The 25,469-nt window shown below is 51.1% G+C and carries 21 protein-coding genes; 12 read left to right on the forward strand and 9 right to left on the reverse strand.

The window, feature by feature from the left end:
- Positions 1 to 181: 181 nt before the first annotated feature.
- The 6 genes from AB0A83_RS20605 to AB0A83_RS20630 all read right to left on the reverse strand — a co-directional run bounded on the left by AB0A83_RS20605 (position 182) and on the right by AB0A83_RS20630 (position 9,538).
- Complete coding sequence (locus tag AB0A83_RS20605; RefSeq protein ID WP_101052477.1) at positions 182 to 505, reverse strand: hypothetical protein; 324 nt, start codon at positions 503 to 505, stop codon at positions 182 to 184.
- 82 nt (positions 506 to 587) lie between these two features.
- Positions 588 to 2,909, reverse strand: a complete 2,322-nt coding sequence (locus AB0A83_RS20610) for a cation-translocating P-type ATPase (RefSeq protein WP_101052475.1) — start codon at positions 2,907 to 2,909, stop codon at positions 588 to 590.
- 3 nt (positions 2,910 to 2,912) lie between these two features.
- Complete coding sequence (locus tag AB0A83_RS20615) at positions 2,913 to 6,095, reverse strand: CusA/CzcA family heavy metal efflux RND transporter (RefSeq protein ID WP_101052473.1); 3,183 nt, start codon at positions 6,093 to 6,095, stop codon at positions 2,913 to 2,915.
- Between the two features lie 18 nt (positions 6,096 to 6,113).
- Positions 6,114 to 7,643, reverse strand: a complete 1,530-nt coding sequence (locus tag AB0A83_RS20620; RefSeq protein WP_101052471.1) for an efflux RND transporter periplasmic adaptor subunit — start codon at positions 7,641 to 7,643, stop codon at positions 6,114 to 6,116.
- Positions 7,640 to 8,992, reverse strand: a complete 1,353-nt coding sequence (locus AB0A83_RS20625; protein ID WP_101052469.1) for a TolC family protein — start codon at positions 8,990 to 8,992, stop codon at positions 7,640 to 7,642. The genes AB0A83_RS20620 and AB0A83_RS20625 overlap by 4 nt, the downstream gene beginning before the upstream one ends.
- 90 nt (positions 8,993 to 9,082) lie before the next feature.
- Positions 9,083 to 9,538 (reverse strand): hypothetical protein, encoded by a 456-nt coding sequence (locus AB0A83_RS20630; protein ID WP_132324953.1) that lies wholly within the window; start codon positions 9,536 to 9,538, stop codon positions 9,083 to 9,085.
- A 306-nt stretch (positions 9,539 to 9,844) separates the two neighbouring features.
- On the opposite strand from AB0A83_RS20630, the gene AB0A83_RS20635 reads away from it, so the two are divergent.
- The 5 genes from AB0A83_RS20635 to AB0A83_RS20655 all read left to right on the forward strand — a co-directional run bounded on the left by AB0A83_RS20635 (position 9,845) and on the right by AB0A83_RS20655 (position 12,726).
- Positions 9,845 to 10,783: a DNA-binding protein gene (locus tag AB0A83_RS20635; protein WP_064027898.1), complete on the forward strand. Its 939-nt coding sequence runs from the start codon at positions 9,845 to 9,847 to the stop codon at positions 10,781 to 10,783.
- Between the two features lie 488 nt (positions 10,784 to 11,271).
- On the forward strand, positions 11,272 to 11,892 hold the full coding sequence (locus tag AB0A83_RS20640) for a recombinase family protein (RefSeq protein WP_367156193.1): 621 nt from the start codon (positions 11,272 to 11,274) through the stop codon (positions 11,890 to 11,892).
- Between the two features lie 3 nt (positions 11,893 to 11,895).
- The gene (locus AB0A83_RS20645) at positions 11,896 to 12,138 is read left to right on the forward strand and encodes a WGR domain-containing protein (protein WP_367156194.1); all 243 of its coding nucleotides are present in this window, start codon (positions 11,896 to 11,898) and stop codon (positions 12,136 to 12,138) included.
- 49 nt (positions 12,139 to 12,187) lie between these two features.
- Positions 12,188 to 12,445, forward strand: a complete 258-nt coding sequence (locus AB0A83_RS20650) for a CopG family ribbon-helix-helix protein (protein WP_367156195.1) — start codon at positions 12,188 to 12,190, stop codon at positions 12,443 to 12,445.
- Positions 12,442 to 12,726 (forward strand): type II toxin-antitoxin system RelE/ParE family toxin, encoded by a 285-nt coding sequence (locus tag AB0A83_RS20655; RefSeq protein ID WP_367156196.1) that lies wholly within the window; start codon positions 12,442 to 12,444, stop codon positions 12,724 to 12,726. Before AB0A83_RS20650 ends, AB0A83_RS20655 begins: the two co-directional genes overlap by 4 nt.
- A 267-nt stretch (positions 12,727 to 12,993) precedes the next feature.
- Here AB0A83_RS20655 and AB0A83_RS20660 read toward each other — a convergent pair whose 3' ends face one another.
- From AB0A83_RS20660 to AB0A83_RS20670, 3 genes are all read right to left on the reverse strand, one after another.
- A complete protein-coding gene (locus AB0A83_RS20660; protein ID WP_367156197.1) occupies positions 12,994 to 13,425 on the reverse strand; it encodes a hypothetical protein in 432 nt (143 codons plus the stop codon).
- A 17-nt stretch (positions 13,426 to 13,442) separates the two neighbouring features.
- Complete coding sequence (locus AB0A83_RS20665; RefSeq protein ID WP_331725247.1) at positions 13,443 to 14,150, reverse strand: MerT/CopZ fusion-like heavy metal transport selenoprotein; 708 nt, start codon at positions 14,148 to 14,150, stop codon at positions 13,443 to 13,445.
- 88 nt (positions 14,151 to 14,238) lie between these two features.
- On the reverse strand, positions 14,239 to 14,646 hold the full coding sequence (locus tag AB0A83_RS20670) for a MerR family DNA-binding protein (protein ID WP_367156198.1): 408 nt from the start codon (positions 14,644 to 14,646) through the stop codon (positions 14,239 to 14,241).
- A 455-nt stretch (positions 14,647 to 15,101) separates the two neighbouring features.
- Here AB0A83_RS20670 and AB0A83_RS20675 point away from each other — a divergent pair, with 455 nt between their 5' ends.
- The 7 genes from AB0A83_RS20675 (at position 15,102) to AB0A83_RS20705 (ending at position 25,469) form a co-directional block, all read left to right on the forward strand.
- Positions 15,102 to 17,501, forward strand: a complete 2,400-nt coding sequence (locus tag AB0A83_RS20675; protein ID WP_367156199.1) for an N-6 DNA methylase — start codon at positions 15,102 to 15,104, stop codon at positions 17,499 to 17,501.
- Positions 17,492 to 18,505: a YhcG family protein gene (locus AB0A83_RS20680; protein WP_367156200.1), complete on the forward strand. Its 1,014-nt coding sequence runs from the start codon at positions 17,492 to 17,494 to the stop codon at positions 18,503 to 18,505. Before AB0A83_RS20675 ends, AB0A83_RS20680 begins: the two co-directional genes overlap by 10 nt.
- Positions 18,502 to 19,860: a restriction endonuclease subunit S gene (locus AB0A83_RS20685; protein ID WP_367156201.1), complete on the forward strand. Its 1,359-nt coding sequence runs from the start codon at positions 18,502 to 18,504 to the stop codon at positions 19,858 to 19,860. Before AB0A83_RS20680 ends, AB0A83_RS20685 begins: the two co-directional genes overlap by 4 nt.
- 43 nt (positions 19,861 to 19,903) lie before the next feature.
- A complete protein-coding gene (locus AB0A83_RS20690) occupies positions 19,904 to 20,146 on the forward strand; it encodes a hypothetical protein (RefSeq protein WP_367156202.1) in 243 nt (80 codons plus the stop codon).
- A gap of 146 nt (positions 20,147 to 20,292) precedes the next feature.
- The gene (locus tag AB0A83_RS20695) at positions 20,293 to 23,403 is read left to right on the forward strand and encodes a type I restriction endonuclease subunit R (RefSeq protein ID WP_367156203.1); all 3,111 of its coding nucleotides are present in this window, start codon (positions 20,293 to 20,295) and stop codon (positions 23,401 to 23,403) included.
- Positions 23,403 to 24,116 carry a M48 family metallopeptidase gene (locus tag AB0A83_RS20700; protein ID WP_367156204.1) on the forward strand — a complete coding sequence of 238 codons (714 nt, stop codon included), beginning with the start codon at positions 23,403 to 23,405 and terminating at the stop codon, positions 24,114 to 24,116. Before AB0A83_RS20695 ends, AB0A83_RS20700 begins: the two co-directional genes overlap by 1 nt.
- 96 nt (positions 24,117 to 24,212) lie before the next feature.
- Positions 24,213 to 25,469, forward strand: coding sequence for an exonuclease SbcCD subunit D (locus AB0A83_RS20705; RefSeq protein ID WP_367156219.1), 1,257 nt, complete (start codon positions 24,213 to 24,215; stop codon positions 25,467 to 25,469).

The raw sequence follows: 25,469 nt of genomic DNA on the forward strand, positions 1-25,469 counted from the left end.
GGCCCTCGTTAAGGTTCTAAGAGCCAAAGCCAATCGGATTTTTTCATTATTTGTGTCATTAGTTTTTCACTAACTTGGCGCACTTTTCACTTTTGTCTGGTGATAGGTATCCAAATATATATCCGAAAATTATAAGTTTGATAGTACAAGAACGGACAAGGCAGAGGGCGAAGTGCTACAACTAATGATCCGCTTCCCGCAACATTTCTGCCATGTCCCGGTTTGCAGTGACGGCCTGCTGATAAAGATCAATCACTTCTTGGCTATGTGCTTTAAGATCGTTCGCATGTCTACCGTAAACATAGCGTTGTGAGTCAAATCGGCTGAGAAATTTTTTATGTTCCTCAATCTTCGTCTGTAATTCGTTGGCCTCGTCTTGGAAGTGTTTGGCCAATGTCTCATGCTGTATAGCCAGGTCAGTATCCATGGCGTGAGGCTCCATGAAGCTACAAGCAGATAATAAGGATTCAGCTAAAACTAAAAGAATCAGTGATTTTAATGTCATGGTTATCTCCAAAGGTATCTTGAAACGGTAATGTCTAGGCGCTTTGATGATGTTAAAGTGCCCTTTAATAAATTCAGAGCACTTAAAAGGCCGTATTTTTGGGATGAAGTAATCTCAATCCGTTGGCTACAACCAATAAGGAAGCGCCCATATCGGCTGCAATGGCTTCCCATAGGGTAGCCACACCGGCAAAGGCTAAAACGGCGAACGCAGCCTTGATCGTCAGTGCAAACGTAATATTTTGTCGAATAATCGCCAGTGTTCTTTTGGAATGTCCGATCAGCCAGGGCAGCTTGGAGAGGTCATCGCCCATCAGAGCAATATCGGCTATCTCGATAGCCGCATCCGACCCTAGCACCCCCATGGCAATTCCCAGGTTGGCCCGTCCCAACGCCGGCGCATCGTTGACACCGTCCCCGATCATCGCTACCTGTCCGTATTGCTCGACCATTTGACTGACGATCTTCACTTTATCGGCGGGCAACAATTCGGCGTGTATCTCATCGATGCCAATTTGGGTCGCGATGTTAGTGGCCGTCACCCGATTGTCACCGGTCAACATGGCTAAATGTTGAATGCCATTTTGTCTCAGCGCTTGCAAAATCGATTTGATTTCAGTGCGAGGCTGGTCGGCAACGGCAATGAGGCCGCAAATATGCCGATCATTGCCGATGGCAATCACGGTTTGCCCCGTTTGTTCAAGGGCAATCGCTTTTTCACTGATTTCCGGGATTTCTTGGCTACGCTCCAACAGATAACGACGCGATCCCAGCCAGAAATCCGTGCCATTAAATAGTCCGGTGACACCTTTACCCGGTAGAACCGTCACATTGTCTGCGCTGGCCACGTTGATACCGCGTTGTTCCGTATAGCGTAAAATAGCTTTTGCCAACGGATGATTGCTTCGTGCTTCCAGTGCGGCGGCACGGCTTAACAGTTCTTCTTCGGTATGACTATTGAATGGATAAACACCGGTGACGACGGGTTCACCAGAGGTTAGTGTGCCGGTTTTATCAAAGGCAATCGCATTCAGATGGGCGGGTGTTTCAATATAAATGCCGCCTTTGATCAGAATGCCTTGTCGGGCTGCACACGCTAAGGCCGCGACAATACTGACCGGTGTCGAAATGACCAATGCACAGGGGCAGGCAATGACCAACAACACCAAGGCGTGGTAAAACCATTCGTTCCAGCCTCCTTCGAAAAATACCGGTGGAATGATGCACATGGCCAACGCCACCAGCATCACAGCCGGGGTATAAATACGCGCAAATTTCTCCACCCATTGTTCGACCTCGGCTCGCTTACCATGAGCTTCGCCGACCAACCGGGTAATCTGTGCCAAGGTGGTATCCGAAACCAACTTGGTGGATCGGATTTCCAATGTCCCTTCAACATTAATACTGCCGGCAAACACCTCGTCACCCACTTGCTTGGCAACCGGCATGCTTTCACCGGTAATCGGCGCCTGATTGACTGAACTGGAACCGGCAATTACGTTGCCATCCAGGGGGATTTTAGCGCCAGGCGCTAATATGAAACGGGTGCCTATACTGACTTCTGCCGCTGGTACCACGCATTCCTGGCCGGTTTCATCCTTGATCGTCACCGTCGAGGGCGCTAAATCCAGCAAGGCTTCAACGGCATGCCGGGCACGGCCAATACTCCAACTCTCAATCGCCAGAGACAGCGCAAACAGAAAACTGACCGTTGCCGCCTCAAACCATTCATCAATGAACATTGCCCCAATAACCGCAATCGTCATCAGCAAATTCATATCCGCTCGGAAGCGTTTCAAGGCATAAAACGCCTTAACGATCACATGCCGAGCACCGCAAGCCACCGCTAAACCAAAGGCTATTTTTTCAGGCAAAGGCATCGCCTGCTGAGCATGGGCATTTAGTAAGCTTTGCAGATAGTCAGTGACCACGTCCCATTGCAGGGTGCCGTTTTTGGCCGAGCTGAAAATGGTTTGAATATCCACAAAGCCGCCGGCTATGGCGATATGAATCAGCATGCCGGCCGCGATAAATACACCGCTAAGCACGGTATAACCGGTCTTCGAACGGTGCAGTTGTTTGACATCGGCATCGGTCTGACCGGACTGCCAACGAGCCGCCTGCATGCCCGTTGCCGCTATCGCTTTGATGATGGTTTTTTCAGTCACGGGCTCGGCATCAGACAACAGTGTCATGCGCCCGTTTAAAACATCAAAGGCCAGTTTGTCACTGCCCCCCACGAGCGGGCCTATCGCGCTTTTCAATGTAGCGACCTCTTCGGCGCAATCCAGTCCCTCGATTTTGAACGTGATGCCACTCGACAAGTTTGATGGCGTTGGCTGGTGGTTATCCGGTTTCTCGCCAGGACAACAACAGGTTTTTTCTGATGGCTCGCAGGTACTCATCGTTTAACCCTCGTTGGAATCAATCTGCGGTATTCCCGGTATCATGGGACTTATTGGTTGGTCTTGGCGATGCGCGAACCAGTAGAGAATCGGTAATACCAACAATGTCAGCATCGTTGACGAGAGAATGCCGCCAATCACTACAGTCGCCAGCGGGCGCTGTACCTCTGCGCCGGTACCGGTGGCAATGGCCATTGGCACGAAACCGAACGAGGCTACCAGTGCGGTCATCAGCACCGGCCTAAGACGTGTCAGAGCACCCTCAACAATCGACTTATCCAGCGACATGCCTTCGTCGCGCAAACCACGGATAAAGGCAATCATCACCAGCCCGTTCAGTACTGCTACACCCGACAAGGCGATGAATCCGACTGCCGCCGAAATCGACATTGGAATATCGCGCAACCAAAGTGCGACCAAGCCGCCGGTCAACGCAAAGGGGATGCCGCTGAACACCAGCAAACCGTCCTTGGCGTTGCCAAACATCATGAACAGGAGTGTGAAAACCAGGATTAACGCCACAGGCACCACAATTTGCAAGCGATGGGCCGCCGATTGCAACTGTTCGAACTGTCCGCCCCAACTTGTCCAATAACCGGATGGAATTTTGACTTTCTGTTGCAGCTTTTGTTCGGCCTCGGCAACAAAAGAGCCGATGTCGCGGCCTCGCACGTTGGCACTGATGACGATTCGGCGTTTGCCGTTCTCGCGGCTGATTTGATTAGGGCCGGGAGCCATTTCCAGGCTGGCTACTTCGGCCAGTGGGATATAGCTGGTTCGTCCATCTCGGTTTTGCCCGCGCGGCAATGAGATTGGCAAGCGGTTGATGGCATCCAGATTACTGCGCAGGTTCTCCGGCAGACGCACGATAATGTCGAAACGCCGGTCACCCTCAAACAAGGTGCCGGCTTCGGTGCCACCAATCGCGGTAGCCACCGCATCCTGCACATCGCCCACGTTCAAGCCGTAGCGCGAAGTTTTATCCCGGTCGATATTGAGCGTCAGCATCGGTAAGCCGGTGGTTTGCTCGACTTTCACTTCGGATGCACCAGGAATCGCTGCCATAACTACCGAAATTTCAGTCGCCGTGTCATTCAATACATCCATATCATCACCAAACACTTTAACGGCAACGTCGCTACGCACGCCTGAAATCAGTTCATTGAAGCGCAACTGGATAGGCTGGGAAAACTCGTAGAGGTTGCCGGGTAGTTTGTTGGCCGCCACTTGTATCGCCGCTAGCAGATCATCGCGTGATTTATCGGGTTCAGGCCATTGCTCGCGTGGTTTGAGCATGATGTAACCATCCGAGATATTCGGCGGCATCGGGTCGGATGCGATCTCGGCGGTGCCGGTTCGTGCAAATATCCGCTCGATTTCGGGAAACTGCTGCTTTAGAGCCTGTTCAATCTGCTGCTGCATGGCGACTGATTGTGACAAACTGGTGCCGGGAATGCGCATCGCCTGAATGGCGAAATCGCCTTCATTCAAGCTCGGCACAAACTCGCTACCCATCCGCGTCGCCAATAGGCCCGACAGAATCACCGTGACCACCGCAAGCGTGAGTATCACCGGCTTGTTGCTCATGACGCTATCCAGTACCGGTGCATAGATACGCTTAGCGCTCTGCATCACCACATTTTCTTTTTCAGCGACTTTATCGCCGATAAACAGCGCTACGGCGGCTGGGATAAAAGTCACCGACAATATCATGGCCCCCACCAAGGCAATGACCACCGTGAACGCCATCGGATGAAACATTTTGCCTTCCACCCCGGTCAGCGCGAAGATGGGCAAGTACACGACCATGATGATCAACTGGCCAAATAACAGTGCCCGCCGTGCTTCTTTCGACGCCGTAAACACTTCATGAAAACGTTCACGACGTGTTAGCGAACGCCCCTGATGCTCCTGAGCATGGGCCAGCCTCCGCACACAGTTCTCTACAATCACCACCGCACCGTCGATGATCACACCAAAGTCGAGTGCCCCAAGGCTCATCAAGTTGGCACTGACCTGGTATGTCACCATGCCGGTGAAGGTGAACAGCATCGATAACGGTATGACCATTGCGGTAATGATGGCCGCACGAATATTGCCGAGGAACAGGAACAGAATCACAATGACCAGAATTGCCCCTTCGGTTAAGTTCTTCTTGACCGTATTGATGGCTTTATCGACCAGTACCGTTCGGTCATAGACCGTCACGGCCTGCACCCCTTCGGGCAGCGTGCGGTTGATTTCCGTCATCTTTTTGTCGACCGCTTGCGAGACGGCACGGCTATTCTGACCGATCAGCATAAAGACCGTACCCAATACCATCTCTCGGCCATTTTCGGTTGCAGCGCCGGTGCGCAGTTCTCGGCCGATTTCGACTTCGCCGACATCGCGAATGCGAATGGGCACACCCTGGACATTACCGAGAATAATGTTGCGAATATCTTCCATCGAATGCACTTGGCCCGGCGCACGAATCAGATATTGTTCGCCGCGCTTTTCGATGTAGCCGGCACCGACATTATTGTTGTTACGATCCAGCGCGGTAACGATGTCTTGCAAGGTCAGACCATAGGACGCCAGTTTTTCCGGAATCGGTGCCACCTGATATTGTTTGGCGTAGCCACCAATGGAATTGATTTCGGTGACACCCGGCACGTTGCGCAACTGCGGTTTGATAATCCAGTCCTGGATTTCACGCAGATCGGTCGCGGTGTAAGGCGAACCGTCCGGTTTTTTGGCCCCTTCTTGGGCTTCGACTATCCATAAATAGATTTCGCCAAGACCGGTGGAAATGGGACCCATCGCCGGCGTGATACCGGCAGGCAGTTTATCCTTGGCTTCCTGAATACGTTGGTTCACCAATTGCCGGGCGAAATAGACATCGGTGCCGTCCTGGAAAATCACCGTGACCTGCGATAAGCCGTAACGCGAAAGCGACCGGGTTTGTTCCAGATGCGGCAAACCCGCCATGACGGTTTCGATGGGGTAAGTGATTCGCTGTTCGGTTTCCAAAGGCGAATAACCCGGTGCCGTCGTATTAATTTGTACCTGGACATTGGTGATGTCTGGCACGGCGTCGATAGGCAGAATCGAGTAATTGAAGATACCGAGTCCTGCCATACCGAGTACAGCCAGGATAACCAGCCAGCGATGCTCGATCGCTAAACGAATAAGTCGTTCAAACATGATGCGAACTCCTGGGGATCAATGCGAGTGCTCGGCACTGCTTTTGCCTTGCTCGGATTTAATGACGAAGCTGCCATTGACAGCGTATTCGGTACCGGGCATGAGTCCTGCCACGATCTCGGTGACTTTGCCATCCGACAGTCCGGTGGTGACCGGTTGAGCAATAAAGCCGCCGGGGACCCGAATAAAAATCGTCGGCTTGTTTTTGATCATCTGGATGGCATCGGCTGCCACCGCGACCGGCACGTCACTTTCCTTGGTAGGCAGTTCGACCGTGATAAACAATCCGGGTCGCCAGGCCATCTGCGGATTGTCCAGCGTCACGCGTGCCGTAGCGGTGCGGGTTTGTTCGCCCATCAATGCGCCCACATAAGACAACGTACCGGTTGCCGAAGAATCGAACGCCGTGGCCTTGATGTTGACCTGTTTGCCGACTTGCACGACATTGAGATCCTTCGCCGAGACGATAATTTCGGCCCAGACGGAGGACAAGTCAGTAATGGTGAAAATGCTGGCATCTTCCTTGACCGCTTCTCCCATGGCGATGTGTTTCTCGACCACCATGCCATCGAACGGTGCGCGAATTTCGTAACGATTGAGTGAGCCGCCGCTGGCCGACACGGTAGGACTTGCGCCGAGTGCTATCAATTTCTGTTGGGCATTATGAACGGCGATTTCCATTTCCTGCATCGCCTGCCGGGCTTGTTGGTAGTCTTGCTCCGCCGAGATTTTGTCCTCCCATAAGTGTTTTTCCCGCGCAAAAGTAGAGCGGGCTAACTCCAGTCGCCTTTGTGCCGACAACAATTCACTACGCTGCTCGGACAACGCCGTACTGGCAATCACGGCGATGACCTGGCCTTGTTTGACTTGCTGGCCCAGGTTGGCGGAAATGCTCTCCACCACGCCGGCCAAACGCGGTACCACATGAGACGTCTTATCTTCATTGAAGCGAATTTCACCCGGTAGAGTGACAGAGCTTATGATGTGCGCTGCACCTGCGGTCTGAATCGAGATACCGGTTTCGGCGATTTGCTGATCGCTCAAGGTTACTTTGCCTTCTTCTTTACTGAAAGCAAACTGAAACGTCTGACCATCATGCCTTGCCGTCACGTTCGCTTCAAAGACATGGGGCTCATCGATAGCCTGGATACTCTGCCAATACGCTTTTTCAGGCGCAAACTCGATGCGCTGTTGCTCGCCGCTCGGGCGCTTTAGTTGCACGGAGAGTTGATCGGCAACGGGCTGAAGCGGTTTATCCTGATTGAACGGATAAACGCGAAAGTGCGGTTCACCACCTTCCTCGCTGAGCAGGATTTCCAGCTTAAAGTCACCGTCGCTGTAAACAGTGCCGCCGTGCGGGCCTTGGGCCTGCCTGGCGTCATCGGCATGTTCGGCGCTATCGACTTTAGCCGCTGCATGGTTTTCTTCGCCGTGTTCCTCGCCTTCCGGCATCGATTTGTCGATGCTCAAAATCAATAGGCCGAGCAAGAGGCCGACCACAACAATCGCGGCAATAGCGGTCCATTGTTTTTTGTTAATCGTGTTCATGGTGATACCTCGGGTTGGCTGTCCGCGTTCATATTGCCGCCGACCAGACGTTCCACGTTGGCCACGGACTTGTGATATTCGGCCAAGGCCAGTAAATACTGATTTTTGGCGCCGAACAGGGTGCGCTGTGCATCCAGTACGTCCATAAAACTGAATTTTCCCAAGCGGTAGCCTTCGCGAGCGGCGTCATAAGCACTTTGGGCGCCCGGCAAAATGTCTTGCTGCAAGGTGATGATTTCGGAATGAGCGGTATCCAAGGCCTGATAGGCGGTGTTCAATGCCGTGGCGATGCGTATCTCGGCGCTGCGCAATTCGTCTTCCGCTTTGGTCAAACGATGCTCGGCTTCTTGAATACGGCCTTGATTGCGGTCAAATACCGGCAATGGCACCGAAAAACCAACGACTAAGGCGTAATCATTGGGCATCAGAAATTTACTGGCGCCTACAGTCGCGGTGACATCCGGGATAGCTTTGGATTTTTCCATCGTGATAAGCGCCTGACGTTGGGTGATCTCGGTGACCCAACGGGCTAAATCGGGATTTTTGGAGAGGCGTTGCGCCAATGAGTCCAGGGAAGCTGGTGCTTGTATACTTTCCAAATGACCGTTTACCGTCTCAAAACGCGGTGTCGTGCTGCCCCAGCCGGCGGCTAAGCGCTTGCGGGCGGCTTCCAGTTCTTTCTGGGCTCGCATCAGCTCAATTTGCACCGAAGCGCGAGCAACTTTAGCCTTGGTTTCTTCAACGGGCGATACCTTGCCTGCCTGCACTCGCGCAGCGGTCGTAACCGTTGTCTGATTGGCCAATTCATGAATTTGCTGTGTCAGCGTCAAGCGCTGTTGGGCGGCCAACACGTCAATAAATGCCTGAGTGACTTGGGTGAGTACATCGGCTCGTTTGGTTTCGTAATCCCAATCGGCTAATTGTTTGGTCAGCGATGCCGCTTCCATGCGGGCGGTGCGTTTTCCGCCCAATTCGATCAATTGGCTGAGTTCCAAGGTGACGACATCGCCATCGAAGCCCTTGATGACCTGATTACCAAAGTTCGCGGCATTGGCATTGAAGGTGGGATTGGGAAACAAACCCGCTTGGAGGGTGGCGGCTTCCTGTGCTCGGCTCTCCCAGGAAAAGGCCGATAGCTCGGGGTTCTGGGTTAGCGCTAAAGCCAAGACTTGAGACAAAACCAGGGAACCGGTCGGTTCCTCAATGGCTTGCCGACTGGAACCGTTTGCACCCAGATCGCCTGATTGTGCCGGCAATAGCGTGTCGTCTGCCGGACTCGCATCGACCGAGCCGGCAGTAATCAATAAACACAGTGCAACGCCAAGTGGCCGCACATAATTCGAGAACATGGAAAATTTCTCCGTAGCATAGAGGGAACGTCAACACGGACACAGGTGAACCTGCGTCTTCATCTGGTGAGTTACGGCTAGGAGAGTCGGCTAAATCAGTAAAACGGTGCTGCGCAGGGCGAGCAGTCTGGAATCGGTGAAGGGCGGGTCGAAAAATGCCGGCTGCCGAATGATGACTTTGGCATAAAGAGTCAAGAGCGAAATCAGGAAAAATACCGGCAAAAGCCCGGTATCAATCGCTAATTTTAATAACTCCGTCAGTTGCAAGGGAATGTGGTCATCGCCATCGATAGGGATGTCAGTGCAAGGCGATGGGCAGGGATCACCGTCATCGCTCGTAAGAGCATTGGTCTCATCATTGAAACGAGTGGCAGCATTGACACGAGCGAATTGGTCGCTTCCAGTCTTCTCTACAGCGACATGGCCATCAGCCCCAAAACACAGCACAAAGGACGATACATCTCGATGGCCCAAGCCAAAATGACCGAGCACTGCGAGTATCAGCACAATAGAAAGCCAAGTTTTAAAGCGGAGTAGGGTAACCATTCTTTAAAAGAATACTCGCCATCCAAAATAATTCAAGCATTTAGGAACAAACACCGGCGAGCATGACCCTGAAAGGCTGCTTGATTGCTTTAGCCGAACAGTTCTGTCGGGTTATTTCATTATCTATGGCATTAGTTTTTCACTAATTTGACACACTTTTCATTAATTGTGGCACCCGACATTATAGTTGTTTTCTTTCGTTGTTTCTTGTTTAGTTTATTACTTTCTTTATTTCTTTATTTCTTTATTACTTAATTTCTTGATTTGTGCTAGACTATACACACAGTCAAATTGATGGAGGCCGTCATGAAAGAAGAGCTTGATTCCGCAGTGGGTCGTCCCGCCGATATAACCGATGAGCGCATTATTGAAGCCGGCGAGGCATTGGTGAGGGCCAATCGGAATGTAACGGGCTTTGCATTGCGCAAAATCACCGGCGGTGGCGATCCCAAAAGACTTAAAGAGGTTTGGGATAAGCACAATGTCAGTCAGTCGGTGACCAATGCAGAGCCGGTAGCAGAGCTGCCCGTAGAGGTCGCTGAAACCTTGGCGGCCATGACCAAGGCCTTGGTGGACAAAATCAACGCGCTGACCGTGGAGTTAAATGACAAAGCCGTCAAGACCCAAGAGCGCCGTGTGGCGGATGTCTTGCGGGCTGCGGGCGAACAGCAGGCCCAGGCAGAGCGCGAACTTGCCGACGCTTCGCAGGCTGTCGATGAGTTAGAGGCTATGCTGGCGGAAGAGCGGTCCAGGGTAGGGGAGTTGGAAAAACGTCTGGCCGAGGTGTTAGCGGCTGACCAAGCTAAAGCGGTTGAACTGGCTACCTTACGCGAACGGCTAGAGGCGGTCGAAAAAAACGCGAAGGTAGCGGGCGAGCAGCATGTTGCCGAACAAGTACAATTCCGGCAAGCATTGGCGGATCAAAAGCGGGCGGCACAAGAATTGGCGGTAGAACGGGATAAAGTGAAAACGGAACTGACTAAAGTACAGGCTAAGGCGGAAGCCGCCGAAGAGTCCCATAAGGAAGAGAGAAAAAGGGCTGCCACTGAGCTACAGCGAGTCGCCGATAAGCTGATAAAGCTTGAGGCGGAAAGAGATGGCGCCAAAGGGGAGGCGGGTAAAACCCGAGAAGAGCTTGCCAAGCTAACAGGCCAATTGGAAGCCATGAAAATCCAGGCCGCTCAGTTGATGCAGGCCATTGGAAACCAGCAACCGGAAAAAACCGAAAAACCGAAAAAGGTATAAGGCATTTTGTGGCTAAAAACGGAGGGCTCAGTGATGATGAACGTGAATCAATTGCAACAGGCCAAAGAAGTGATGCATCGATGGATAAGCAGTTATCGTTGTCGGACTTTCATTGGCTTTAAAGGCTCGGTTGTTAAACCGTATGGCTTTCGCTCTTATTACTGGGCGCACACCTATACTGCCCGTGATTATTTGTTGGGCATAAAAGAGCCGCATGGTGCATGTCTGTCATTGTTGGACCTTAGAAGGTCAGGGCAATGAGTCTGGGATTGGCATGGTCGTGTCTGGGGGGCTTGATGTTTGAAGCCGGACTCTGAAAATGACACCCTATATATTAATGGTAACAAAAGTAGTGCAGTCATCTTCTGACATAAATGTCCAAAATCGACCGGTTTCGGACAGTCCTCACAGGACATGTACTAAAGTAGGCTAATTGAATTACGGACATGTGCTATAATTCGTACATCCCTTTCGGACGGAATTAGCGCATGTCACGCGTCTTTGCTTACTGTCGAGTGTCGACCACAGACCAGACGACCCAAAATCAAAGCCGGGAAATTCAATCCGCCGGTTTTGCTATCCAGCCGCATCGTTTGATTGAAGAAAGCATCAGTGGTTCAGTCGCGGCTAAAGAAAGACCTGGCTTTAATAAGTTAATCGACCGCATGGAATCGGGCGATGTATTGGTGGTGACCAAACTGGATCGGCTCGGTCGCAACGCCATGGATGTCAGAGCCACGGTCGAGCATCTGTCTAATTCCGGGGTACGGGTCCATTGTCTGGCGTTAGGCGGGGTTGATCTAACCAGTTCTGCCGGCAAGATGACCATGCAGGTCATTGCAGCGGTCGCCGAGTTTGAGCGCGACTTGCTGATTGAGCGAACCCAAGCGGGAATCAGTCGCGCGAAGGCCGCGGGTAAACAGTTTGGCCGGCCGCCGGCACTCAATGCGGAAGCGCGTGCTGACGTTGTCAAACGCTTGGCCGCTGGCAGCAACGTTTCGGAGTTGGCTCGGGAATTCAAAACCACCCGGCAAACCATTATGCGGATTCGGGAAACGGCGATGAAATCACCGCAAACTGACAATACGGTCCACTCTTCTGGGGAGTAACTGATGAATCATCTATATCTTGAAAGACACGATACAGAAAACAACATGCATCGTTTTTATCAGCTATTTGTCACACCAGGTCTATTTGATGACTGGTCACTGATCAAGGAGTGGGGCAGGGTAGGGTCACCCGGTACCGTCAGAAAGGAGTGGTTCGATACCCAGGAGGAAGCCATTGTCGCAGGGAAGAAGTTGTGTACGGCTAAATGTAAAAAAGGCTATCAATCTATTCCGGCAGTACGTTAAGTTATGCGATATGATTACACATGAACCACCATTAACCGGAGCGGCAACCATGGCAACCGAAGCATTTACCGTTAGGGCTGAGTCAGACATCGTGCATCAACTCGATTTTATTGCCGGAGCATTAGATCGATCACGCAATTACCTAGTGAATCAAGCTTTACGGGAATACTTGAAAACCCATGCCTGGCAGGTCGAGAAAATCACCCAAGGTATAGCGGCCGCCGACCGTGGTGAACTGGTCAATCATGACGATGTCATGCGTGAAATGGAAGAACTGATCGAACAAAAAGCCAAAGGTAGGGCGTGAAACTCGTTTGGACCGAACCCGCCCGACAGGACTTACGCGAGATATTTACATTCATCGCCGAAGAAAATCCCAACGCAGCCCGCAGATTATTAGCCGAAATCAAAGAACGCGCTGTCTTGTTGCAAAACAACCCACAACTAGGCCGCGCTGGTCGCGTCGATGGAACAAGGGAGTTAGTGGTTGTCGGCACACAATACATATTGCCCTATCGATTAAAAGAACAACAAATTCAAATATTGGCTGTATTTCACGGCGCAAGATTGTGGCCTGATAACTTTTAGCTTATTGGGGATGTAAGCCGGAACCCCAGAAAATTTTGTCTCTTGATACCCAGTCAGATACAACATGCTCATGCAGATTCTGAATGCCGAAGAGTTGTATAGTTCCTATAACACTTAGATTTTGGTTTCATCGAAACCCTAAAATTTGAACGTCAGCTATCGGGATAGGCTGACTGAACTCGGCGAATTCGCAGTTTCGGCCATAAGCGGTCTTTGAAAAAAAACAAAAATTAGTTTTCTCAATGGCCGGTTTATAGCGGTTAGTAGTCAGTTGTTTTGCCCAGTTTCTAAATGCTTGAAATTCGCTAAACAGCACTGGCCTGATGGATTCCTGATTTCGCAGGCGCATTCGCCGGCTTTGGTACGTTGCATGACGAAAGCTTTGATTGGTTCTGCCCGTTGATCTTTTAGCGCCGATAAATATTGCTCGGCGTCTATGTCAAAGCAGTAACAAAGCTCGTCGTTCTGAATCGCTTTATGGCTTCGTAAATGCTGTTTGGGAATGGTGTTGCCTGCGTTGGAAAAGTAAGCAATCCGGCATGTTTTTGCCGGACAAAAATAATAGCTGTCAGTGACGATTGATTGATTTTCGGGAAACCTTACCTGATGGTACAGCGTCGGCATGCCGACGCTTTTGCACGTGGAACCGCATTCAGGACAAATCTGTTTGGTATTAGTGGAGCTGCAGCAATCAGACATAGACGCTATCCTCGGCCTTATTGGGTAATAGGTGTGGTCAGGGACCCCGGATAACCGGCATCCGTCGTGGCTTTAATCAAGGCGGCGCTATTGGTTTTGTGGCTGTCGAAAGTAACCACGGCCGTTTTAGCATCGTAATCGACAGCCACTTTTTGTACGCCTTCGACTTTCTGTAAGGCTTTCTTAATGGTGACTGTACACATAGCGCAGGTCATGTTTTCTATATTCAACGTCACCGTTTGCTGTTGGTTTGGCTGTTCAACAGTAGTTTCAGCATGTGCTGCCGGTATCCACAGGATGCTTGATAACAAGCTTATAACTAACAAACTGGATTTAATTGTCATGTCGAAACCCTCTCAAGCCATGAAAAAAGGCGCTAACCAGGGAAAGGCCAGCAGTATCAAAATGAATGCGGAACCCAGCCAAAACAGTAGGCGCTGTCGGCTTTGGTTGTCGGATGTGGCACAGATTTCACATGCCTCACAGCGTTCAGGCGTTAGATAGAGTTTTCGATAGCCGAGTCCTATAAAAATCAGGGCCAGGATAATAAAAAATGGCCGGGCCGGTTCCAGTGCCGTCAACGTGCTAATCCATGCGCCGCCAATACCCAACGACAACAGCAAAAAAGGCCCAACACAACAGGCCGAAGCCCCTACAGCGGCCAAAATGGCGCCGATACCCAACCATGACGGGGTTTTTATGGGTGTTTCAGGGTCTGTATTCATACCAATCTCCTAATGCTCAATGTTGGCAAGGAGTCTAAAGCCTGTTGTTTAGAACAGAGTCAAGTGGGCAGTGATGTCTGATTTAAAATCAGGGTTTGGTTGATGCATCATCGCTAAACGCATCGAGAATAGCGCAACGCGCGGATGAAGCTGTCTGCTGACAGTCGTTGACCAGAGTTCCCAATGCCTGACGGAGAGCTGTTAAATCCTTAATTTGCTGATCGATCTGCCGGCATTTTTGCTCGGCGACTTGTCGAACATCAGCACAGCGCGCCCCATCAAGCGATAGCAAGGTGGCAATTTCTTTCAAGGTAAATCCAGCCTGTTGAGCGCGTTTGATAAAACGTATTCGGGCAATCGCATCAGCTGAATAAACTCGATAACCGCCATCGGGTTTCGCTGGCTCTGTCAGTAAACCAATGCGTTGATAGTGACGGATGGTTTCAATGGTGACTTCGGTTTGTTTGGCAAGTTTGCCGATGGTTAAAGGCGACATTTCATTGAACCAAATGTTAAAGGGATTTTATTGTCCCTCAGTTTTGCCACTTATCAGCTATTAACAAATAACTATGAATATTATCTTGAATGGCGGCTAATTGTCAGATGCCTGCCTATGAGGTAATTGGAGTCGCATCGACAGCTTAGGGTCGATTGTGACAATTCACCACGCTCAAAAGCCGACGTTCACTACTGGTGGATTCGTATCGGAATCAATGGCCTGAGTGGAATCGCACTGGTTGCTGGAATACGAAAAATAGCTTTATTCAGTGTGACAAAATTTTCTGGGGTTCCGGCTTACAACCCCATCAGGCGATTCGCGTATAGGCCACAATTGAAACAGCGCTCGCTATCAGTGTATTCTCCGCAGCCTAGCGTTAACCTCACTTAAGGTTACAAGGACTTTCAATCACGCTACCGCCAAATTTACCGGTAGATAACAGCAAAACACTCATGGCCATTAAAAAATCCGAGCTGTATAGCTCGCTATGGAAAAGCTGCGATGAACTTCGCGGCGGAATGGATGCATCTCAGTACAAGGATTATGTGCTGGTATTGTTGTTCATCAAATACGTCAGTGATAAATACGCTGGCATGCCTTATGCCCCGGTCACCATTCCGGAAGGGGCCAGTTTTCAAGACATGGTCGCCCTCAAAGGCAAACCCGACATCGGCGATCAGATCAATAAAAAGATCATTGCGCCTTTAAAGTCAGCCAACAAACTGACCGACATGCCGGACTTCAACGATGCCGGCAAACTGGGCAGCGGCAGCGAGATGGTCGAGAAGCTGACCAGCCTGATTGCCATCTTCGAGAACCCCGCCCTGGATTTTTCCAAAAACCGCGCCGAAGGCGACGACATCCTCGGTGACGCCTACGAATTTTTGATGCGGCATTTCGCCGTCGACAGCGGTAAGAGCAAAGGCCAGTTTTATACCCCGGCGGAAGTCAGTCGGGTTATCGCCCAAATCATCGGCATCAGCGAGGCCAACACCAGCAACAATACGGCGGTGTACGACCCGACCTGCGGCTCAGGCTCCTTGTTACTGAAAGTCGGCGACGAAGCCAAAGCCAAAGTCACCCTGAATGGTCAGGAAAAGGACGGCGCTACCAGCGGTTTGGCACGGATGAATATGATCCTGCATGATCATGCCACGGCGTTGATCTTTCAAGGTAACACCCTGGCAGACCCTAAATTCAAAGACGGCGATAGGCTCAAAACCTTCGACTACGTAGTCGCCAATCCGCCGTTCAGCGACAAACGCTGGAGCAACGGCGTCGACACCGAAAACGACCCTTACGACCGCTTCAAACATTTTGGCACACCGCCCGACAAGCAAGGCGATTATGCCTACCTGTTGCATATCGTTCGCTCGCTGAAAAGCACCGGCAAAGGCGCCTGCATTCTGCCGCATGGTGTGTTGTTTCGCGGCAATGCTGAGGCCGACATCCGCCGCAACCTGATACGCAAAGGCTATATCAAAGGCATCATCGGCCTGCCGGCCAACTTGTTTTATGGCACCGGCATACCCGCCTGCATCATTCTGATCGACAAGGAAGAGGCCCACACCCGCAAAGGCATTTTCATGCTCGACGCCAGCGCCGGTTATATGAAAGATGGCAACAAAAACCGGCTGCGAGCAATGGACATCCACAAAATCGTCGATGTCTTCAACAAGCGGTTGGATGTGCCCAAATACGCCCGCATGGTTGGTTTTGAGGAAATCGAGAAAAACGACTACAACCTCAACCTGCCGCGTTACATCGATAGCCAGGAGCCGGAAGATCTGCAAGACATCGAAGGTCACTTGCGCGGCGGCATTCCGTTGGCCGATGTTGAAGCACTGCAACGCTATTGGTTTGTTTGCCCTAATCTAAAAGCGGCCTTGTTCAAAGACAACCGCCCCGGTTACCTGGATTTGGCGGTCGACAAAGCCGCCATCAAAACCAGCATTTACCAACACCCGGAATTTGCTGCCTTCATCACCGGCATGAATGATCATTTTGACGTCTGGCGACAACGCACTGCCGACAGCCTTAAAGCACTGCAAGCCGGTTGCCACCCCAAACAACTCATCGTTGAGCTATCCGAAGACTTGCTGAGCCACTACGCCGGTAAAGCCCTGATCGACAAATACGACGTCTATCAGCATCTGATGGATTACTGGGCAGACACCATGCAGGACGATTGCTACCTGATAGCCGCCGATGGCTGGAAAGCCGAGACTTACCGCATCATTGAAACCGATAAAAAAGGCAAACAAAAGGACAAAGGCTGGACGTGCGATTTAGTACCTAAAGCCTTGATCGTCGCCCGATACTTTGCCCAAGATCAGCAAGCCCTCGAACAGCTGCAAGCCGATCTGGACAACGTCAGCTCTCAACTCACTGAACTGGAGGAAGAACACGGCGGCGAAGACGCGGTGTTTGCCGGCTTCGACAAAATCAACAAAGCCGAAGTCAGCAGCCGGTTAAAGGAAGTAGGCAATGACCAGGAGGCCAAAGACGAAATTGCGATATTGAAAACTTGGTTGAAACTCTCCGCCGATGAAGCCTCATTGAAGAAAACACTGAAAGATGCTGAAGCCGAACTGGACGCTAAAGCCTACGCCCACTACCCCAAACTCAACGAAGCCGACATCAAAACCCTGGTGGTCGATGATAAATGGCTGGCAATCCTGGACGCCGCCATCCACGGCGAAATGGACCGCATCAGCCAGCAGTTGACCCAGCGCGTCAAACAACTGGCCGAACGCTACGAAACCCCGGTGCCGCAAATCAATCTGCGCGTGGACGAATTGGAAGCCAAGGTCAACGGCCACCTACAAAGGATGGGATTTGCATGGAATTGACCCAAACCACCGATTACCAAACCCTGTTGGAGCGCATTACCGATAGTTATACCCAAGGCCGGGTACAGGCCATGCAGGCCGTCAATACCAGTCTGCTGGAAACCTACTGGCAAGTAGGTCGGCATATCATAGAGTTCGAGCAAGACGGCAAAATCCGCGCCGAGTATGGCAAGGCCTTGATCGGCACCTTGGCCACCGATTTAAGCCTGCGCCACGGCAAAGGCTTCAGCCGCAGCAATTTGGTTTACATGCGCCTGTTCTATTTGCGTTACCCAATAAGTCAGAAGCCTTCTCACCAATTGAGCTGGTCGCACTATGTCGAATTATTGAAGCTCGATGACGAACTGGAACGTGGTTTCTACGAAAAACAGGCCATCGCCGAACGCTGGTCGGTACCGGAGCTGAAACGCCAAAAAGCTTCTTCCTTGTTTTTACGACTGGCGGCCAGTAAAGATAAAGCCGGGGTATTGCAGCTAGCCGCGCAAGGCCAAACGCTGGCCCAGCCTACCGATCTGCTACGTGAACCCTACATTTTTGAATTTCTCAAAATCCCGGAACCCGCGCAGGTTTCGGAAACCCAGCTCGAAACCTTGTTATGCAATCACTTGCAGCAATTCTTACTGGAGCTGGGTAAAGGCTTCACCTTTGTTGGCAGACAGTATCGCATTACCCTCAACAACACCCATTACAAGGTCGATCTGGTGTTTTATCACCGCATCTTGCGCTGCTTTGTGCTGATTGACCTGAAAATGGGCGATGTGCAGCATCACGACATCGGCCAAATGAACATGTACCTGGGCTATTTTGCCAACGAGGAAAATATCGAAGGCGACAATCCGCCCATCGGCATCATCCTCAGTCGGCATAAAGACGAACTGCTGGTGGAATACGCCACCTACAACCTGAACAGTCAGCTATTCGTGCAGAAATATCAATTGTATTTGCCGAATAGGGAAGAGCTGCGGCGGGAGTTGGAAGACACCTTGCGCGAGGCGGAGCAATGAGTGAGCCGCGAAATAGCAGCAACAGTGGCTCTGTGGCTCCCAACCCAGAGTTGGTTATGGATGTAAAGGAAGCGAATGCGCAATATGTGCTGCCTGCCGAGCGACAAATACCGAAGGGATACAAGCAGACTGAGGTGGGGGTGATTCCGGAGGATTGGGATGTTACCCAGCTTAAAGAGGCTGCAACAGTAGTAGATTCACTCCACCAAACTCCAAGCTTTTCATTGGACGGCTACCCCATGGTAAGAGTCACTGATATTAAACCTGGAAATTTGAGACTAACTGCAGCATTCAATGTTTCCCAGTCTGTATTTATGAATTTTATCCGAAACTATAAGCCTAAACGAGGAGATATAGTTTTAAGTAGAGTCGGGAGCTATGGTGTCAGTAGCTTTGTTGAAACTGATGAGCCTTTTTGCATGGGGCAGAATACAGTAGTGATTGATTGCAAAAAACCTTCTCGTTTCTTGTATTACGTTTTGAATTCAAAGGAAATAAGACGCCAGATTGAGGATGCCTCATTCGGAACCGGATATAAGTCATTATCCTTAAAAAATATCAACGGATTAAAAATCCCCTTACCCCCCACCAAAGCCGAACAAGAAGCCATCGCCGAGGCGTTGAGCGATGCGGATGCACTGATCGAAGCCCTGGAACAACTCGTCGCCAAAAAACGCCAGCTCAAACAAGGCGCCATGCAGGAATTGCTGACCGGTAAGCGGCGTTTGCCGGGGTTTGAAGTTCAACCTGGATATAAGCAAACCGAGGTAGGCTTGATTCCAAAAGATTGGAGTAGTGTGTTCTTAGGAACTATTTTCGAAATTTCGGCTGGCGGCGACTTGGACAAAGGGTCTTTTTCGAAGCTAGAAGATGATCTGTATCCTTATCCAATTTATGCAAATGCCGTTACCAATATGGGGCTCTACGGTTTTTCGAAAAATTATCAGTACGAAGCCGATAAAATTACTGTAACAGCAAGAGGCGATGTAGGTACTGCGGTTTATCGAAATACCTATTTTAATGCGATCGGACGTTTGCTTGTACTAACGCCGAAACAACAATGTGACCTTCGTTTTCTGGCTGAATATATAGATAATTTTGTGGAGTTTGCCTTCGAGAGTACCGGCGTTCCTCAGCTAACCGCGCCACAGATTTCAAAATATCAGGTTGCACTGCCTGGAATTGAAGCAGAACAAACAGCCATCGCCCAAATTCTCACAGACATGGACGCCGAAATCACCGTGCTGGAAACAAAACTCGCCAAAGCCCGCGCCGTCATGCAAGGCATGATGCAGCAATTACTCACCGGCAAAATCAGGCTGGTTGTCAATCCCAAACCGATCATCGACAATTGATATGAAAGAGATGATCCAATCGAATGCTAACTGGAGATAACCCTTGTCCACTGTCAATCTACCCTTCACGGAAAAAACCCTGTGTTATCTGGAAGAGCACATCCCGGAATTGGCCGATGCCGCCTTCAAGCAGGCTTATTGGCAGGCGCTGGCGGCAGGCAGTAGCGTGTTAGAAGTTGAAAACGGCACGATTGTCGAAGTCTTTCCGGACGGTACCCGAAAATTCGTCAAGCATATCGATCCTGCAACACCGGTAACGCCCGGGCAAAAGCGAGTTGCCGCGTGAGTGACGTGCCGCGTCTGCGAATGTTCGCCGGGCCAAACGGCTCGGGAAAAAGCACTCTGAAATCGGTAATCAGCCCGGCGTTGTTGGGTGTGTATAGCCCCCGCCTCTTTACATCAGGTCGATAGCTAATCGACAAGGAACGTTAGATGAATACAGTCGGCCAAGCCGAGCGGATGACGCAAAACCGGGTTGTCAGCTTGTTTCGCGAGGCGTTGGGTTACCGCTATCTTGGCGATTGGACTGATCGCGAGGGCAACAGCAATATCGAAGAAAGCCTATTGTCGGCGTATCTGAACCGTTGTGGTTATAGCGCCGGTCAAATCAGTGTAGCCATGCATAAGTTGCGCAGCGAAGCGGACAATCATAGCCGCACGTTGTACGGTAACAATCAGGCGGTTTACAACTTGTTGCGTTATGGCGTGCCGGTCAAGATCGAAGCAGATCAGGCGACAGAAACGGTGCATCTCATCGATTGGATTAAGCCGACAAACAACGATTTTGCGATTGCCGAGGAAGTGACGCTAAAAGGCGCACTGGAGCGGCGTCCGGATTTGGTGCTGTATGTCAACGGCATCGCGGTTGGCGTGCTGGAATTAAAAAACAGTCGGGTTAGCATCGGCGACGGTATCCGGCAAAACCTGTCTAACCAACAGCCGGAATTCAACGCCTGGTTTTTCAGTGCCGTGCAATTCATCTTTGCCGGTAACGATTCCGAAGGCTTGCAATACGGCACCATTGGCACCGAGGAAAAATATTTCCTGAAATGGAAAGAAAACGAAGAAGACAACAGCGGCTACAAGCTGGACAAATACCTGCAAAAGCTGTGCAACAAGCAACGGCTGATCGAACTGATGCACGACTTTGTGTTGTTCGACGGCGGCAAGAAAAAACTGCCGCGCGTGCATCAGTATTTCGGTATCAAGGCCGCGCAACGCCATGTGCACGAGCGTAAGGGCGGCATCATCTGGCATACCCAAGGCAGTGGCAAAAGCATCGTGATGGTGTTGCTGGCGAAATGGATTTTGGAGACTCATCCCCACGCCCGCGTGGCCATCGTCACCGATCGGGATGAGCTGGATAAGCAAATCGAACGGGTGTTTACCGAGGCGGGCGTGACCATTAAACGTACCAGTAGTGGTCGCGATTTGATGACGCAACTGGGTCAGGCAACACCGCGTTTACTGTGTTCGTTGGTGCATAAGTTTGGTAAGAAAGGCGTCGATGATTTCGATCAGTTTGTTAAAGATCTGGAATCGCAGCCCAGCGCCACGGTGGGTGAGTTGTTTGTGTTTGTCGACGAATGTCATCGTACCCAGAGCGGCAAACTGCATCGGGTGATGAAAGCCATGATGCCGAATGCCGTATTCATCGGCTTTACCGGCACGCCATTATTGAAGAAAGATAAAGCCACCAGCCTGGAAGTGTTCGGCGGCTATATCCATACCTATAAATTCGGCGAGGCGGTCGACGATGGCGTAGTGTTGGATTTGTTGTATGAGGCGCGGGATATTGATCAAACTCTTGGCTCGGTAGAGAAAATCGATGCCTGGTTTGAGGCCAAAACAAAAGGCTTGAACGATTGGCAAAAAGATGAGCTGAAAAAACAATGGGGCACCATGCAACAGGTGCTCAGCTCCCGGTCGCGGATGGATCGCGTGGTCAGTGACATTATTTTCGATTTTGGGGTTAAGCCTCGGCTTTCCAACCAGCGCGGCAATGCCATCTTGGTGGCTTCGAGCATTTACGAAGCCTGCAAATACTACACCTCATTCCAGAAAACCCCGTTTAAGGGCCGCTGTGCCGTGGTCACCTCTTACAATCCGCTAGCCAAAGACGTCACCTTGGAAGAAACCGGCGCCAATACCGAAACCGATAAGCAATTTATCTACAACACCTATAACGAGTTGCTGAAAGACGTTGAGGCCAAGCCGGGCAAGACTAAAACCGAAACCTACGAGGACCGGGCGAAAGCCTTGTTTGCCAGGGAACCCGCCAATATGAAGCTGCTGGTAGTGGTCGACAAACTGCTGACCGGCTTCGACGCGCCGCCTTGCACCTATCTGTACATCGACAAATCGATGCAGGATCACAGTTTGTTCCAAGCGATTTGCCGAACTAATCGGCTGGATGGCGACGATAAGGACTTTGGTTACATCGTCGATTACAAAAATCTGTTTGAGAAAGTCGATAACGCGATCTCGGTCTACACCTCTGAACTGGATCATAGCGACGGTGGCAGCGATCCGGACGTCATGCTGCAGGATCGATTGCAGAAAGGCAAGGAACGACTGGACCAAGCATTGGAAGCTATTGCCTTGTTATGCGAACCGGTGGAACCGCCGAAAGGTGAGCTGGAACATATCCACTATTTCTGCGGCAATACTGAAATTGCCAGCGACTTGGAAGAGCGGCAACCGCAGCGGGTAGCATTCTATAAAGCCACAGCAACCCTGGTCAGATCTTATGCCAATATCGCCGATGAAATGGACACGGCTGGCTACAGTAGCGCCGACACACAACACATCAAGCGCAACATCGATCACTATCTGGCCATTCGCGAGATTATCCGTAAGGCCAGCGGCGAAACCCTGGACCTGAAAGCCTATGAAGCCGATATGCGGCATTTGATCGACACCTATATCCAAGCCGACGAGCCACGCAAGATTTCGCCGTTTGATGATATTCCGTTATTGGAGTTGATTGTCAAAACCGGCATTGCCGATGCCATCAATCGGCAGTTGGGCGGCTTGAAGGGTAATAAAGACGGCATCGCCGAAACTATCGAAAACAATGTCCGCCGCAAGATTATCAAGGAGCATCTGTCCGATCCGGAGTTTTACGAAAAGATGTCGGCGCTGCTGGATGAAATCATCGCGACCCGCAAAGCCAAGGCCATCGAATACGAAGAGTTTTTGAAGCGGATTGCCGAGTTGGCAAAGCAGGTGCAGGCCGGCAAAGGCGAAGATACACCGGAACGCCTGGATACGCCAGGCAAGCGAGCGCTGTATAACAATCTGAAAGGCGTGAAGCCCGATTGGACTGCAGAGCAAGCGGGAGAATACGCCGTATCCGGCGATCCGCTACTGGAGTTGGCCCTGAAAATCGATACCACGGTCAAGCAAGTCAGGCCGGATGGCTGGCGTGGTGTGCTGGCACGCGAACAAGTCATTAAGGCCGCGCTGTATGGCGTGTTGCAGAATGTCGACGAAGTGGAGCGCATCTTTAACATCATCTTCGAGCATAAAGGCGAGTATTGATGGTGGCCGAGGTTCAGTTGGGAGACATGACGGTCGATGTCGTCTTCAAAGACATTAAAAACGTCCACCTGAGTGTCTGCCCGCCGGACGGCAAGGTGAAGATTGCCGCACCGATACGGATGAATCTCGACACCATCCGGGTGTACGCCATTTCAAAATTGGCTTGGATCAAGCAGCAGCAGAAAAAGCTAAGGGACCAAGCCCGCGAAACACCCCGCGAATATCTGAACCTGGAAAGCCATTATGTCTGGGGGCAGCGATATTTGCTGAGCATCGCTTATAGCGAAAATGCGGTAGGGGTATTTCTAAAACACAGCAAAATCGTACTCAGATTACCAGCAAACAGTGACCAAGAGAAAAAGCAGGCCATGCTCGAAGCTTGGTATCGAGAGATTCTGAAACAAGCAGCCAAACCCTTGATCGCCAAATGGGAGTCGATTCTAGGTGTAACGGTCAGTAAGGTATTTGTGCAGCGTATGAAAACCAAGTGGGGCAGTTGCAATCCCGATGCTCAAAGTATCCGGCTGAATAGTGAACTGGCCAAGAAGGCCCCTGCATGCCTTGAATACATCGTGCTACATGAAATGATGCACCTGCTGGTACGCCATCACAATGATGGGTTTATGGCGCTTATGGATCGGCATATGCCGAATTGGCGCGCACAAAGAGATGAGTTGAATCAGGCGCCGTTGGGGTATGAGAGTTGGGGTTGATCACTTTTCTGATGTTATTGATCGTTGGCGAAACCAGCGTGGAGAATGCGTATCATGAAGGTTAGTTACACACAACAAAAAGGAGAAAAAAGGTTCGTGAAATTCATCCATGCGGCAGACATACACCTGGACAGTCCTTTGACGGGATTAAGTGCTTACGCTGATGCCCCGGTGGAAATGCTGCGCACGGCGACGCGCGATGCTTTTTCCAACCTGGTTACCGAAGCGACTGAGCAAGCGGTTGACTTCATGGTGATTGCCGGCGACCTGTACGATGGCACCTGGAAAGATCACAACACCGGCATTTATTTCTGTAAAGAAATGGGGCGCCTGAAGAAAGCGGGCATTCCGGTTTACCTGCTGTTCGGCAACCACGATGCCGAAAGTGAAATGACCAAGAAACTGCAACTACCTGACAACGTCTTTGCCTTCGACACCCGTAAACCCAACACGTTTCGTCTGGATAACCTAAAGGTTGCCCTACATGGCCGCAGCTTTAAGGAAAAAGAGACCCTGGAAAATCTTGTGACCGGGTATCCCGCTCCGGTGCCAGGCATGTTCAATATTGGTGTCTTACACACTGCGCTGGAGGGCAATGCGGCACATGCCAGCTATGCCCCGTGCAGTTTAGATGAACTGCATGCCAAGGGCTACCACTACTGGGCACTGGGTCATGTGCATGAACATCAAATATGGGAAGGTGTCTCGACAGTGGTTTTCCCAGGCAATCTTCAAGGCCGTCATATCCGGGAAACCGGACCGCGTGGCGCAGTCATGGTGACGGCAGACGAGCAGGGCATTCAGGACATTCAGCGCCTGTTCGTCGATGTTCTGCGCTGGGCCAATCTGGAAGTCAATGCTACCGAGTGTAAGACGCTATCGGAAGTAGTGGCGAACATCGGCAAAGCGCTCGACGAACTTGTAGAAAATAGCCCATCTACCATCCCCACAGCGGTTAGAGTCACTGTCACCGGCAAAACAGCCGCGCATGGTGATCTTTTCGGACTGGAGTCTCAACTGCGCGCCGAAGTCTTGGCCTTGGCCGTCGCCATGGGGGCGGAGCGACTTTGGATTGAAAAGGTGAGGGTGGCCACTTCGGCGGCAGATGACGGCGAGGTGCTACGAGCACGTGCCGATGCGCTATCCGATTTACAGGACCTGTTGCAGGCAGCTGAATCAGATGCAGACTTTCTTAAAAGCTTGCAAGACGATCTGCTGGGCCTAGTCAACAAAGCGCCCCTGGAATTACAAACTAGCGTCCCTTACTTTAAAGCCATCCGTGCAGGCGAGTTAGTGGATTTGGTTCGCGAAGTCCGTCCGGGGCTGTTGTCTCATTTAGCCAAGGTAGAGTGA

This window comes from Methylomonas sp. HYX-M1, assembly GCF_040741385.1.
Taxonomy (GTDB): domain Bacteria; phylum Pseudomonadota; class Gammaproteobacteria; order Methylococcales; family Methylomonadaceae; genus Methylomonas; species Methylomonas rhizoryzae.

Coding starts and splice junctions, on each gene's coding strand:
- AB0A83_RS20650 (WP_367156195.1), top strand. CDS start 12,188: ATGGCAACCGAAGCATTTACCGTTAGGGCTGAGTCAGACATCGTGCAT.
- AB0A83_RS20610 (WP_101052475.1), bottom strand. CDS start 2,909: ATGAGTACCTGCGAGCCATCAGAAAAAACCTGTTGTTGTCCTGGCGAG.
- AB0A83_RS20630 (WP_132324953.1), bottom strand. CDS start 9,538: ATGGTTACCCTACTCCGCTTTAAAACTTGGCTTTCTATTGTGCTGATA.
- AB0A83_RS20670 (WP_367156198.1), bottom strand. CDS start 14,646: ATGTCGCCTTTAACCATCGGCAAACTTGCCAAACAAACCGAAGTCACC.
- AB0A83_RS20640 (WP_367156193.1), top strand. CDS start 11,272: ATGTCACGCGTCTTTGCTTACTGTCGAGTGTCGACCACAGACCAGACG.
- AB0A83_RS20685 (WP_367156201.1), top strand. CDS start 18,502: ATGAGTGAGCCGCGAAATAGCAGCAACAGTGGCTCTGTGGCTCCCAAC.
- AB0A83_RS20615 (WP_101052473.1), bottom strand. CDS start 6,095: ATGTTTGAACGACTTATTCGTTTAGCGATCGAGCATCGCTGGCTGGTT.
- AB0A83_RS20660 (WP_367156197.1), bottom strand. CDS start 13,425: ATGTCTGATTGCTGCAGCTCCACTAATACCAAACAGATTTGTCCTGAA.
- AB0A83_RS20675 (WP_367156199.1), top strand. CDS start 15,102: ATGGCCATTAAAAAATCCGAGCTGTATAGCTCGCTATGGAAAAGCTGC.
- AB0A83_RS20695 (WP_367156203.1), top strand. CDS start 20,293: ATGAATACAGTCGGCCAAGCCGAGCGGATGACGCAAAACCGGGTTGTC.
- AB0A83_RS20635 (WP_064027898.1), top strand. CDS start 9,845: ATGAAAGAAGAGCTTGATTCCGCAGTGGGTCGTCCCGCCGATATAACC.
- AB0A83_RS20700 (WP_367156204.1), top strand. CDS start 23,403: ATGGTGGCCGAGGTTCAGTTGGGAGACATGACGGTCGATGTCGTCTTC.
- AB0A83_RS20645 (WP_367156194.1), top strand. CDS start 11,896: ATGAATCATCTATATCTTGAAAGACACGATACAGAAAACAACATGCAT.
- AB0A83_RS20680 (WP_367156200.1), top strand. CDS start 17,492: ATGGAATTGACCCAAACCACCGATTACCAAACCCTGTTGGAGCGCATT.
- AB0A83_RS20625 (WP_101052469.1), bottom strand. CDS start 8,992: ATGTTCTCGAATTATGTGCGGCCACTTGGCGTTGCACTGTGTTTATTG.
- AB0A83_RS20605 (WP_101052477.1), bottom strand. CDS start 505: ATGACATTAAAATCACTGATTCTTTTAGTTTTAGCTGAATCCTTATTA.
- AB0A83_RS20620 (WP_101052471.1), bottom strand. CDS start 7,643: ATGAACACGATTAACAAAAAACAATGGACCGCTATTGCCGCGATTGTT.